This is a genomic window from Gemmatimonadota bacterium (genome assembly GCA_009838645.1).
GTDB lineage: Bacteria > JAAXHH01 > JAAXHH01 > JAAXHH01 > JAAXHH01 > JAAXHH01.
Map to the genome: position 1 here is coordinate 511,099 of VXRC01000049.1, position 13,132 is coordinate 524,230.

The window sequence follows — 13,132 nt, forward strand, 5'->3', positions numbered from 1 at the left end:
CCTGGCTTTACCGGTCCCACGGAAACCGGGCCGTCGGCTGGTTGACATATCGTTGCAGGTCCAGCGTCAGGCGCGCGCCGCATCCGGGCGCCAGGCGTACGGTGAAATCGGTATCGTCGACTTTGATCCGGCGGCCGTCGTGTTGAACCGCGTCCACCCGGTGCTCCCCGTAGGCGCCGCCCTGGACGATCACGGTGCGTGCTTCGACCGGATTGGCGTTCACCAGGTGTACGTCGAGTCCGTCGGAGTCGATACGGTCGATCTTCACGGCCACGTCTTCCGGGACGCCGGGCCGTCCGCGTTCCGGGTCGAAGTAACAGAGCCGGCAGTGGAGCGGACGGGCGTAGGCCGGCCGGGGTCCCCCGGTCATGAGATTCACGAGGGTCTCGATCCGCGCCGGGTTGAACGGATTGGGGTTGTCCGACAGACGCGTGTCCGGCGTCGACGTATCGTTGCGGATCTTCTCCACCTGTCCCCGCAGATCCTCGAAATCCTGCTTCAACGCGTCCAAGGGAAAACCGGGGTTCGAACCGTCCAGGAAATTCAGCCAGGGCTGGTCGCCGGCAAGCGCGCGGTCGTCCGGGTTCATGGACCAGTCGTATACCTCGACCGCGCCCCGGTCATAGGGTTCGGGGGCGTAATCGTACCACCCGTCGTCTCCGTGCATGTGTGGATACATGGTGACGCCGTCCACGGTCTTCTTGTTGACGTTGACCGATTCGAGGACGGTGCGCCAGACGTCCACGTATTTCCGGTCGCCGGTGAGCAGCAGGGCGTTGCCGAAGCCGTCCACCGCGTGGGCGACGGCATTCAGGGTGAAGTTGTCCAGCCGGCCGTGGCGATGGGCGAACACCTTGTGGTTCCATCCGTAGACACCACCCCACCACCGGCCTTCGCAGGCGCTGCCGATGACGCCGTCCGGCCCCACGTTCGAAGGGATCACGCCCCCGTTGGCATAGGTGCGCTCCACCCACGCGTCGGCGTATTCGAGGATCCAGTCCCGGTACTTCGTTTCGCCGGTGAGCGCGTAGGCGTTGAAGGCCAGGCCTGTGCTGGTGAGGTTCAGCGGATGGTCGCCGGCCACGTCGTTATAGGTCTCGAACCGCTCGCACATCTCCGCGTAATCGCGCTGGCCGTGGAGCAGGTCGTACCGGCCGTCCTCCAGCGGATCGCCGACCCAGTCCAGGGCCGTGGTCTTGCGCATCATCGGCCCCCGGCTGCCGTTGAACATGCTCCGGATCAACCGGCGTTCCGGGTCGTAGTTCTTCGCCTGTGGATCCTCGTCCATGTAGAAACCGGCGAACCTCCTCGTCCGGCGGATATGGTTTTCGTCGTCCGGATCGCAGTTGCCCAGCAGGTTGAACACCACCAGGCCCTCGGCGTGATGGGCCCAGTCGCTGTGCACCGGGAATTCCTTGTAATACATGCCGTCCCGGGCAAAGGGCACGTCGACGGTCTTGGCCTCGGTGTACTGGCGGATATGGCCGTCCTGCGCCGTCTTGCACATGTCGAGGATGCGGTCGCCCCCGCCGAGCAGGTAGACGACAGGCCAGTTCGCCAGGTTTTCGATGGCATCGTCCGGGCCGTCGAGGGCGCCCCAACGAGGCACGCATTTCAGGTAGCCTTGCTCGTCGAAGTACTTGTCGTAGAACAGTTCGAGTGCCTGGGACATGGAGCGGATGAGCGCGCGCTCCAGCAAGGCCCACTGCGGCGGGACCATGGGGGTGTCGATGTTGATCCTGGTGTGTGAAGACATGAACGGAATCCTGAGCTTTCCTTTTAAGAATGAATACTTTGGGATGGACTGTTGTAAAAGTAGTGGATATAACCCGTTTCGCAGTTCACTTCCGGACCTGGATCCGGAACCAGACCTGCCGGTACGATCGGCAGGCTATTTTATTGAACGGACTGTATTTACGTTCCCGTACTGTTTAGTTGATCGACAGGAAGATATGGCTTCAAACCCCCATCGTCAAGCGGATCATGGACCGCTCCGGAGGCGCCTGGACAACACCGCTCGCGCCGCGTTTCCCTGTGCCGTGCATTTCCGTCCGTGTACCTAGAGTAATAGATTCGTGTCGCAATGTCGACACCCCGGAGACTTCGGTTCTGGCCAGGTTGACTCTGGACTGGCCTGTATGAAAGGAATGGCTGTATGTTCAGTCGCGTCGTTTTGATGATGACCGCGTTGTTCCTTCTCCTCACGCATCCGGGCGTAACCGCGGCCCAGTCGCCGACGGTCGACCGATCCAACCTGGTCCTCGAACTGCTGTTCGACGGCGACGCTCGGGATACGAGCGGAAACGAGCATCACGGCGAGTTGTTCGGTCCGGTCTCCACCGAAGACCGGTTCGGGCAGCCGAATGCCGCCTTTTCCTTCGACGGAAAGAACGACTACATCCGCGTCGCGCCGCCGCCGGCACTGTCCAGCGAGGCCTTCACCCTGTCGGTCTGGGTGAAATACGACGACGACGCATTCTCCCGGTACTGGACCAACGGGGTCATCACCCAGGACAACGGCGGCTCCAGCGAACGACGCGTCTTCCAGCTCAGCGCATTCGGCCCCTTGCCCACGTGGCACATCATGGGCCGGGGCCGCGATCCGCTGATTACCCGTCCTGTCGGGACCTCCGTATGGCGGCACCTGGCTGTTACCCACGACGGCGAGGAGCACCGGCTGTACATGGACGGTGAACTGCATGATCAAGCCGAAGCGCCCTTCCCGCCGCATCCGCAGGAACCAGTCTACGTCGGGCGCAAGGGTTCAGGCGAACCGGATTTCTATTTCAAGGGCGTGATCGACGACGTCCGTATCTACACGGAGACGCTCTCACCGGAGGCCATCCTGGCCCTGACCCGGGAGAACGGATGGCAGCCACCGGCCCTGGCGGGCATCGAAGTGCCGGATCCGCCGGAATCCTCGCTTGAAGACGCCCTCGTGGCCCACTGGCCCATGGAGACCGCCGCAATTCGCGACGTGTCGGCCAGTGGACTGAAGACTATCGTGATGGGACAGCCGGAATCCATAGAAGGTCGAAGGGGAGGAGCGCTTCGATTCGATGGCAACGAGGACTGGGCGGTGGTCAAAAATCCGTCGCTAGACCTCCTCCACTACCTGACGATTACTTGCTGGATCAGGGGATTCGATACCGATAGCGAGTACAGCCAGGTACTCTGGTACGGTGACGGCGCCTGGGGACAGGACCCTTATTCCATGTCGATACAGGAAGGGAAGGTCGGATTCCGCGTGGACGACGTGGCGACCCAATGGGAAGTGATGACCGAATCGACGCCCTCGCCCGGTGCCTGGACGTTCGTGGCGGCGACGTTGAATACCCGGTCTGACGGTCTTATGGACCAGAAGATCTACGTCAATGGAGAACTCTCCATGGAACAGGTGACGCCGAATCCCTACCGGTACATCGAACTGGGCCGCATGTGGCTGACCTTTGCAACCTTCGGGAGCGGATGGGACCTGTCGCGCCTGGACCTGGACGACGTCAGACTGTATAACCGCTCGCTGAGCCACCGGGAGATCGAATCCCTTTTCGAAGAGGCACAGGAGTAATCGCATGAATCGCAATGAAGGCCCTGCTGACGAAGCGTCGATCGGCCGGATTGAATCGGACGGCACTGCAATGGGCGACACGGGAAGCCGGCGGCGGTTTCTCAAGGGCGGTCTCGCGGCGGCGGCCGGTGTGGCGGCGACCTCCATGTGGGACGCGACGGCGGCGTTGGCACAGGAAAACGAAGCGGCTGCTCCCGGTCCGCCCGACAGGATCGACGACGAAGCCTACTGGGAGAAGGTCCGCGCGCAGTTCCACCTGAATCCCGATACCATCTATCTGAACAACGGGACCCTCGGGCTGTGTCCGAAACCGGTCACGCAGGCGGTCTACGACGGGTACGTATATCTCGCGGAAGCGGGCAGCGAGGGAAGGTCCCAACTGTGGGACGAAGTGGAGGCAAGCCGGAAGACGGCCGCCCGGTTTCTGGGGGCGGACGAGCGTGAAATGGTGCTTACCCGGAACGCTACACAAGGACTGAGCGTCATCGCGAACGGGATTCGGATGGAACCGGGGGACGAAGTGCTCATGACTTCGGATGAGCACATCGCGGGCATCCAGCCGTGGACGCGCCGAGCCCGGCGATTCGGCATACACGTCAACCAAGTTCAGATCCCCAGTCCGCCGAAGAGCAAACAGGAAGTGGTGGACCTGTTCGAACAGGCGCTGACCCCGAGGACGAAAGTGGTTTTCTTCTGCCACGTCACCCGCGGCCCCGGCCTGCTCTACCCGGTCAGGAATCTGTGTGACATGGCCCGCGAGAGGGGAATCGTGTCGGCCGTAGACGGCGCCCAGACACCCGGAATGACCCCCGTCAACCTGCATGAGATGGGGTGCGATCTCTTCGCCACGAGCCTCCACAAGTGGGCGCTGACCCCCTCCGGCACCGGTTGTCTGTACGTTCGGGAGGGATTCCAGGAGACCTTCTGGCCCACGTCCGACGGCAACGGCCCGTGGGACGACCGGGAACAGCAACTCTGGCGCATTGGCCCACACGGCACGTACGAGAGACCCATCCGGGCCGCGATAAAACCCGCGTTGGATTTTCTCGATTCCATTGGAATGGACGCGATTTACGCCCGCGACCGCATGTTGTCCGACTATCTGAAGGAACAACTCATGGAGATGCCCGGAATCAGCCTGGGGACCTCCACGGACCATGCGCTGTCGAGTCCCGGAATCACTTCCTTCGGCGTCGAGGGATGGGACACCTCGCTTCTTCGAGGCATCCTCCGAGGAAAGGCCGGCATCGTCGTGAGCCGGGACCAGAGACGGTCACACGATATGATCCGGGTATCCACGCACTTCTACAACACGCCGGCGGAAATCGATCGACTGATCGAGGTGATGAAGGAAATATTGTAGTCGACGGCCGGTGTTGCTGCCGGCCGGAACCTCGTGGGATCAGATCCCGCCGTCTCCGCGGCTAGTCTCTGTCGTTGAAGTGCTCCGACCTACGATCTCGCAAGAAATCCAACGCACTGCGTAAATCCGGAATCCCGGTTCGTCCCCCGAGCCGGGTGCAGTTCAGGGCGGCGACGGCCGATGAGAACACCGACGTCTTCTCAAGACTCCATCCCTGCAGCAGACCGAATGTGTATGCGCCGTGGAATACGTCGCCCGCGCCGGTCGTATCGACGACCTCCACGGAGAACGCCGGCGTGTGGAAAGACCGGTCTCCTGCCAGCGTGTAACTGCCTTCTTCTCCAAGCGTTACGACCGTGACGGACGATCCGTAACCGGCCAAGGACTTCGTGGCCGTTGCAGGATCTGCCCTGCCGGTCAGCGCTTCGGCGAACACCCGCGAAGCAATCAGGTAATCCGTCGCCCGCAGCAGATCCTCGATGTCTTGCGGGCGGGACAGGCTGTCCGCGTCCAGCACCACGGGCACGCCGGCGTCATGCGCAATACGGGCGGCGGCCAGTGCGGCCTGCCGGTCCGTAGTGTCGAGATGAAGGTACCTGGCGGCGGTGATCATTCCGGTGGGTATTTCAGAAGGGGACATTTCAACAGTCGTCCCGCCGGCCATAATGGTTCGCTGCCCGGTCGATTCATCGACGAGAATCATGCTGACGGGGGTCGTTGCACCGGCCTCCACGATTAAATGGGCCGAGTCGACCCCGTACTCGTCGAATTCCTCCTTCACGGCGCGGCCCGCCATGTCGTTTCCGACTTTACCCACGAAGGCGGTGGACACCCCCAGTTTGGAAAGCGTGACCAGTGCGGTGGAGACCATCCCGCCGCCTTGCTGGGTCGAGTCGCTCATCCAGATCTGGTCGTCCTGGTCCGGCAGGTGAGGCACGATACCCAGGAAGTCCAGGCAGGCGCATCCCAGGCCGACGACGTCATGGGTCATCTTCTGCTCCCTGCATCAACTTCTCGTCAATCAACCTCTGGTCAATCATTCCCTCGACACGTGAATGCCCGTTTCATCCGCGAAGGCCGGTAGTGGGTCCGAAATGCCGCTCTCTGCTTCCAGGCCCTCGGTACCCAGCAGAAACCAACTTCCGCCGTGCTCGACGAGCTGGCTGGCATAGAAGCGGCCGGGCGGCGCTTCGGGCATGATCTCCCCCGTGCCATGAATCCTGAACGGACCCAGCGGCGAATCGCCCACCATGGCATAGTCGGTGCTTCTGAAGGCATGACCGGGGAACCGGTCCTTGAAGGAAGGCGACAGCCAGAAATCGTGGGTACAGAAGACGAGATACCAGCGGCCTTCGATGAAATAAACCTGGGGCACTTCCATTTCCTCGGTCATCTGGTCGTGTTCCGGCGGCGGGAGGCATTCCCAGTGGACCATGTCAGTCGACCGGGCGATGCCGACGCTGCCCCGTTCGGCCACGTCCCCGTCGGTGCGCCGCGCGCAGACATACTGGAGGACACTGTCGCCCGTGTCCAGGAGGAAGGGGTCCCGCCAGTGGGTGAGCTGCCGCTGGCCGGTCGATTCGATCTCGTAGTGGGCGGGGTCGGCCACCGAGGTGGGGTTTTCGGGGAGTTTGCGCCAGGTAACCAGGTCATCGGAAACGGCCATGCCCACGCGCTGGACAAAGGCGGTCTCGTGCTTGTGGCCGGTATAGGCCATCCAGTACTGCCCGTCGCGCCGGATGACGCTGCCGGTCGCCAGGGACTTGCCGTCCCACGCGTCCGGTGGACCCGGTTCGAGCGCCGTGCCCCGGTATTCCCAGTGCGCCAGGTCATCTGAAACGCAGTGGTCGATTCTCCAGCCGGCTTTCCGATCCAGGGGCATGGCGAGAAACCAGGCATGAACGGTTGCATCGTCGGCAAAATACCATGCATCGCCGATGCGGTGGCCCTCGAGTCTGAACACGTCAGGTACTCCGTGGCATGGATTATCCGGTCCTGGATCGCGATGGAGCGAGGGAGTGCGAGCAAATTAACCCAACGGACGCCGGCGTCAAGCCCAATTCAATTGACAGGTTCCGTAGGCAGCCCTACCATTTCTCGACGATCAGGGATGGATGCTGCAATGTCCATCCATTATACCGGCCAGAATGAGGCCGGACCACGAAATGCCACCCGAAGCCACAAGGAACTCATTCCATGTCACTGACCGCAGACGTACGGGCCATGCTGCCCGACCTGGATGGATACGCGTATTTCCAGACCAGCGGGTTTTCTCCCAAACTGAACCCCGTCGTCGATGAAGTCGTCCACTGGCTGAAGTTCCAGAGCCGGGGTCCCGCCCTGCCCTTCGTCGCCGGGCGGATCGAGGAACTGAAGCGGGATATCAGGGGCAAGGTCGCCCGTACCGTCAACGCCACGCCGGAAGAGATCGTCATGACGGAGAATACCACGATCGGCATCAATATCGTGGCCAACGGCATCGACTGGAAACCGGGCGACAACGTACTGCTCACCAACCACGAGCATCCGGGCAACCGGCTGACCTGGTACAACCTGACCGGGCGGTACGACGTGGAACTGCGGTTCGCGCCGATGTACAACGACCTCGGCAGAACGCTCGAAGAAATGGACCGCCTGATCGACGGCCGCACGCGGCTCGTCAGCGTCAGCCACGTCTCGAGACGCACCGGACTGCGCCTGCCGGGCCGGGCAGTCTGCGACCTGGCTCACGAAAAAGACACGCCCGTCCTTTTCGACGGCGCGCAGTCCTTCGGGGCCATACCGATCGACGTGCGCGCGATGGACTGCGACTTCTACAGCTTCTGCGGACACAAATACACCATGGCGCCGCAGGGCACCGGGGGCCTGTTCATCCGCCGGGACCGCATCGACTGGCTCAAGCCGAGCTGGATCGGGTCACACTCGCAGAAGTCCTTCGACCAGGAAGGCCACATGGACCTGCACGACGAGGCCCGGCGATTCGAGTTTGCCACGCGGAGCGTGCCGGACCAGGCCGGATTCGGCAAGGCCCTGGACATCTGGGACGGGCTGGGGTGGGAAGCGATTTTCGCGGGCATCGCGGCGTACACCGACCGGATGAAGGCCGCCTTGCTCGAGGTCCCGGGACTGGTGCTGGAAACGCCGGCGTCCTACGACGATTCATCGGGCATCGTTACTTTCCACGTGCCGGGCCTGGAGGCGGGTCCCCTGTCGGAGAGCCTGCAGCAGCATGAGAAAGTGCTGGTCTCCCCGCTCGAATTCGCGGCGGAAAGCACCCGTGTATCGACCCACGTATTCAATTCGGACGAGGACCTGGAGCGGCTGACGACGGGGATCCGGAGGGTACAGCGAGAGGGGCTGGACGCCTGAAGAACCCGCCTACCGGAACCAGTCGTAGTTGAGCCCCAGCGAACGGTCTTCAAGGGGCAAATCGACGCGCACGCCGCCCCGCGCGGAGGAGCGTTTCAGGGCGATCTCCACTTCCAGCGCCATGACGACCCTGCGGCCCGAGTTCTTGGGCTCGTCCAGCTTCCCTGCCAGGCAGTCCATCACGTCGTTCAGCGAATACACACCGCCATAGGGAGGCACGAACTGGGGACCCGGCCAGGGTACCTCCACCCGGTAGGGCCGGCCTTCCACCTCCATCTCCTCCCATCGCTGCCAGCCCGTTGGGAAATCGTAGGCCAGGTCGCCTTTGCTACCGTGCAGGCGCACGCCCGGCGCGCCCTTTCGAAAATGCACCACGAGGCCGCTTTCGGTCACCAACATGCCCTGACCCATGAATTCGTCGCTTCCCGATTCCCGCCGCGGTACATCGCCGGTTCCGATTACCCAGGCCGGTTCGCTGTCCACGAAATAGGACCAGTTCTGATGCTGGGCGAAGGGCCCCGGGGCCTCGATCGACAGCAACTCTCCGATGCCGCCGTCGCGCACCAGGGCGCCGGCACGGGCGAAAGATGGATGGGTGGTGGCGATCGCGCCGCAGCTCAACGGCACGCCCGCTTCCGCGCAGGTCCGTACCATCCGGTCCGCTTCCTCCAGCGTATGGGCCATAGGTTTCTCGGTGAAGATCCCCTTCGCGCCATGGTGAACGGCGAGGCAGGTGAAATCGGCGCGATGCTTGGTATTCGTCGCTACAGCTACGATGTCCGGTCGTTCGATGGCCAGCATGTCCCCGGCGTCGTCATAGAGGGATACGACGCCGTACCGTTCCCGGAAGGCGCGCAACCGTTTCACGTCCCGCTCCGCCGCCGCGACCAGTTCGACGTCCGGGCGGTCCCACAGCGCTTCGGCGTAGGAGGAAGGCAGCCCCTCCGTGCCCGGGTTTTCGTGGTAGTGGAAGCGCCGGTGGATGTTCAAATCGGGCGTCGGACGATCGATGTCGTCCACATCCCACACGCCGGTCCTCTGCGCGAGATCGTACAGCATGCCCATCCACCCGAGACCGATGAGTCCTGCCCGGTACTTTGCCACGGAATGCTCCTTCGTGATAAGCGGATTCGTCAAAACGGCAACGGAACGTCCAGTCGCTCGCCCATCTCCCGTACGGTACGCTGTTCGATCTCGCCGAACCGGATGCCCTGCTCCCGGTGGAGTGCCATACGTTCCTCTTCAATCGCACCGGGTAACAAGGCCTCGTCATATCCCGGCATGGGCTCGTAGGTTTCTCTCACATCCCTTACGAAACGATCCACTTCCTTTTTGAAATCCGCCGTGGGAATCACCGTTTCGGTGTGAATGGCCAGAACCATGCCGCCGTGACCCGCGCCCGGCCACCGGACCTGTACCTCATCGGCCTCCGGCAGCGCGGCGCCGGCCAGCGCGCATCCCAGGACCGTGGCGACCGCCCCGTAACCGATGCTCTTGAAGAAGGCGGCCGGTATGCGGGACAGGAGATCGTCGAATTCGGGCGAATGCTGGTAATCGGCCAGGATGCGCGTGGCCACGTCCTGCACGATCGGAGGCTCGTCGCCGGCCGGAATCCCGAAGCAGAGCGGCGGATTGCCGAAGTAACCGATCTGGGGCTTCGGGTCCTGGCCGCGGGCATCCCCCATGTTGCGGTAACCCTGGACCGAGAATCCGATGCAGCCCGACTCCATGCACATGCGGGTGTAGTGGCCCGCCGATCCATAGTGCCCGATATGCCGGGCCAATCCCATGCCCAGTCCGGTTTCACGGGCCTTTGCGATGGCGCCTTCCGTCGCATCCACCATGGGCCAGTACCCGAGCGTGCCGTCGCCATCCACGATGACGGAAGTAGGCGATTCGGCGATGACCCGCACACTGGGCCGTGGATTGTGATGCCCCTCGGCGAAGGATCGCGTATAGCCGGATGCCGCGCGGACCCCGTGGCTGCGAACGCCTCTGAGGTCGGAGTTAACCAGCAGCCGGCTGATGATCGAGGCATGGTGGCCCGACAAACCCACCTTCTCGAAACAGGCCGTCGTGAAAGCCAGCAGGGATGTTTCATCGACATGGATGTATGCTTCCGGCGGACGGTTCATCGATGGTTCCTTTGGATTTGCTGCGGTTGTATTTTCTGCAGTGTACAGGGCCGGATCAGACCACCATGGGCGTCTGGAGCACGGTCAGTCCCATGTCGATATACTTCTGCCGGTCCGATGGGTCCAGGAGCGCCAGGCTGACGGCGACGGACGTTCCCTCCATTTCCCGGGCGACGTGGCGGACGCAATCGTCCAAAGTCCGAAATGGCGGGTTCCGGTACCGTTCGATGTCGTACATGAGATCGTTGGGCCCGAAGGTGAGGACGTCTACGCCCTCCAGCGCCAGTTTCCGGCAATTGATGACCGCGTCGACCGATTCGAGCTGAAGCCATAGCACGCCCGTGTCGTTCCACCAGGCCGCATACTCGAGGCGGTCGTCACGACCGGTAATGCCGTGGCGCGCGCTGCCTCCCCAGCTTCTACCGCCGAACTGCGGATAGTAGAAGAAATGGACCGCTTCGCGCACCGTGGATTCCTCCCTGACTTCGGGAACGAGGATGCCCGCGGGCCCCAGGTCCAGATAGTTCCCGATCAGGTAGGTGTGCCGGGTATGCTTGATGCGCAGGATCACCGGCACGTCCAACGCCTCGGCGGAGGCGCAGAAGGAAACGATCCGGTCCTCGCTCTGGGGGCCGTGCTGGCAGTCCACGTTGAAGAAATCGATCTCGCCCTGCTGCAGATACCGTTCCAGGTCCTCCCGGCCGGAATCCATGGATACCCCCAGGCCGGTCACGATTTCGCCGCTGCGGATGCGGTGTTTCAACGAGATGGGCTGGACCATGGCGTAATGCTCCCTTCTTATCTTTACATCTTCGTCTATACCTTCGTCAGTACCTGAAGTTGTACTGGTGTATCTACACGTATTACAGCCGAGGGATGACGCCTCAGGGTTCGTTCGAGGCGGCGCCGGTCCGCGACGGGTATGTGCGCCTTGTCCCACCACCGGGCCCTGCACCGGTCGAACAGTTCCAGGCTGTCGAAGTAGTGCCGAAATACGAAATCGATGCGTGCACTTGACGCGAGCATTCGGCCGGCGACCGCCTCGGCCACCACCCGGTCCGCGAAATGAAAGTCGACGTATTCGCGGGCCAGCGTGGCCACCAGGTTCACTTCATGGGCGACCTGGCAGTATACCTGCTGCCTCGCGTGCCGGCGTTTGCCAAGGCTTGCTGGGAAATACGGACGGATGTCGACGACCCGGCCACCGGGCTTCAGTACGCGAATCGATTCGTGAAGGGCATGCCCCATGCCCTCTTGTTGCACTCATCACAAAGACCACGAGTACAGGGCCAGGTCGAAACTCCGGTCCTGAAAGGGCAGGCGGGACGCATCGGCCACGCCGAAGCGCGCGATGCCGTCCAACCGCTTCCGGGCATGAGCGCGCCCGACGTCCTCCCCGGCCTGGTCGACTCCGACGATTGATTCGATCCATCCCCTGATCCGGTTCGACAACCGGCCGTCACCGCAACCGATGTCGAGGACGCGCGCGCCGGCAAACGGTACGTGCCGCTTGAGTATCCGCGTTTCCCGCCGTTCCGGATCTACTCGAACGCCTTTCATGCCTCACTCCTGCCTATCATGCCTCACTACCGCCTCTACTGGTAACAGGCCGGACCGGAATTCGAGCCGGGCCGGGTTTTGCGCTGGTCTGGACATCATACCAGTCCGGATATCAGGTCGGTCCGGAAATCAGCCCAGACCGGCCACCTCTTCGATCCCGACCCAACCGCTGGTTTCCTTCGACTGCTCTATGGCCAGTCCCGTGAGGTAGAGCCCCGCGGCCATCCTGGCGTCGGTGCGGTTCGGCGTGCCCTTTTCCACGGCGTCCAGGAAATCGGAGACGCACTCCGCCTCGCCGGGCCACCCGCCGACCACCGGCATCGCGGGCTTTATGCGCATCGTTTCGCCATCAGGACCGGACTTGCTGCGCAACTGTATCGTATTGCGAAAATAGTCGACGACCAGGTCTCCGTCGTCGCCGGTCACCTCGATCTTGGTCTCCAGCGTATCGACCGAGTCTATGTTCAGGTGGATCGTGCCCCAGAGGCCGCCGTAGTCGAAATGGACCAGGCTGTGGAACTGTCGCCGGCCCGGCTGCCCGTGGCCGTCCATGACGAGCACCTTGTCCGGCGAACGGCCGATGATGCTGTTCAACCCGTCCACGTACCAGGGTCCCAGGTGGTGAGCGAGGCACAGGTCCGGGCCGCCGAATTGCGCCCAGTTGCTTCGCAGTTTCAGGTGGACGGTCTGCGGCACGCCGACCGCGCCCTGCCGCAACAGTTCCGCGGCGCGGCGAATAACCGAAGCGTAGCCGATTTCAAGATCGCCGTGGGTGACCTGGTCGGCCGTGACCAGCCGCTTCAGCATCCTGCGTATGCCGTCGGGATCGTCCGCGAGCGGAGGTTCGTAGTAGGCGGCGATCCCCGCGTCGAGGACGGCGTTCATGGCCGCTTCGTGGATGGCGTCGGGTATGGCCATCATGACGGCATCGAGCTCGGGACCGTCCAGCAATTCCTCGAAACCGCCATAGACCTGCACATCCGGATCCAGTTCCTCACGGATGCGATCCTGGGACGCTTCGCTGAACGCCGCGGCGGAAACGATCACCACCCGGTCGTGCTGCCGCAGGGCGGGTACGAAGGCTATTCTGGACCAACCTCCATATCCAATCAGGCCGACGCGAACGCTGGTCATTAA

General features: G+C 62.8%; 12 protein-coding genes. 3 read left to right on the forward strand and 9 right to left on the reverse strand.

What is annotated here, in order from left to right; translation table 11 throughout:
* Positions 1–7: 7 nt before the first annotated feature.
* Complete coding sequence (locus tag F4Y38_16140) at positions 8–1,756, reverse strand: hypothetical protein (protein ID MXY50810.1); 1,749 nt, start codon at positions 1,754–1,756, stop codon at positions 8–10.
* 399 nt (positions 1,757–2,155) lie between these two features.
* Here F4Y38_16140 and F4Y38_16145 point away from each other — a divergent pair, with 399 nt between their 5' ends.
* Both F4Y38_16145 and F4Y38_16150 read left to right on the forward strand, forming a co-directional pair.
* Entirely contained in the window at positions 2,156–3,568 is a 1,413-nt protein-coding gene (locus tag F4Y38_16145) for a LamG domain-containing protein (GenBank protein ID MXY50811.1), read from the forward strand.
* 4 nt (positions 3,569–3,572) lie between these two features.
* Positions 3,573–4,931, forward strand: a complete 1,359-nt coding sequence (locus tag F4Y38_16150; protein ID MXY50812.1) for an aminotransferase class V-fold PLP-dependent enzyme — start codon at positions 3,573–3,575, stop codon at positions 4,929–4,931.
* Between the two features lie 61 nt (positions 4,932–4,992).
* Here F4Y38_16150 and F4Y38_16155 read toward each other — a convergent pair whose 3' ends face one another.
* The gene (locus tag F4Y38_16155) at positions 4,993–5,922 is read right to left on the reverse strand and encodes a carbohydrate kinase family protein (GenBank protein ID MXY50813.1); all 930 of its coding nucleotides are present in this window, start codon (positions 5,920–5,922) and stop codon (positions 4,993–4,995) included.
* A gap of 45 nt (positions 5,923–5,967) precedes the next feature.
* Complete coding sequence (locus tag F4Y38_16160) at positions 5,968–6,894, reverse strand: hypothetical protein (GenBank protein ID MXY50814.1); 927 nt, start codon at positions 6,892–6,894, stop codon at positions 5,968–5,970.
* A gap of 233 nt (positions 6,895–7,127) precedes the next feature.
* On the opposite strand from F4Y38_16160, the gene F4Y38_16165 reads away from it, so the two are divergent.
* Positions 7,128–8,300, forward strand: a complete 1,173-nt coding sequence (locus tag F4Y38_16165) for an aminotransferase class V-fold PLP-dependent enzyme (GenBank protein MXY50815.1) — start codon at positions 7,128–7,130, stop codon at positions 8,298–8,300.
* Positions 8,301–8,309: 9 nt separating this feature from the next.
* On the opposite strand, the gene F4Y38_16170 is transcribed toward F4Y38_16165, so the two are convergent.
* The 6 genes from F4Y38_16170 to F4Y38_16195 form a co-directional block, all read right to left on the reverse strand.
* Positions 8,310–9,404, reverse strand: a complete 1,095-nt coding sequence (locus F4Y38_16170) for a Gfo/Idh/MocA family oxidoreductase (GenBank protein MXY50816.1) — start codon at positions 9,402–9,404, stop codon at positions 8,310–8,312.
* Between the two features lie 29 nt (positions 9,405–9,433).
* Entirely contained in the window at positions 9,434–10,435 is a 1,002-nt protein-coding gene (locus F4Y38_16175; protein MXY50817.1) for an Ldh family oxidoreductase, read from the reverse strand.
* Between the two features lie 55 nt (positions 10,436–10,490).
* Entirely contained in the window at positions 10,491–11,216 is a 726-nt protein-coding gene (locus tag F4Y38_16180; GenBank protein ID MXY50818.1) for a hypothetical protein, read from the reverse strand.
* Between the two features lie 35 nt (positions 11,217–11,251).
* Entirely contained in the window at positions 11,252–11,683 is a 432-nt protein-coding gene (locus F4Y38_16185; GenBank protein ID MXY50819.1) for a hypothetical protein, read from the reverse strand.
* An 18-nt stretch (positions 11,684–11,701) separates the two neighbouring features.
* On the reverse strand, positions 11,702–11,995 hold the full coding sequence (locus tag F4Y38_16190) for a methyltransferase domain-containing protein (GenBank protein ID MXY50820.1): 294 nt from the start codon (positions 11,993–11,995) through the stop codon (positions 11,702–11,704).
* Positions 11,996–12,124: 129 nt separating this feature from the next.
* Positions 12,125–13,129 carry a Gfo/Idh/MocA family oxidoreductase gene (locus F4Y38_16195; GenBank protein ID MXY50821.1) on the reverse strand — a complete coding sequence of 335 codons (1,005 nt, stop codon included), beginning with the start codon at positions 13,127–13,129 and terminating at the stop codon, positions 12,125–12,127.
* Between the last annotated feature and the right edge of the window lie 3 nt (positions 13,130–13,132).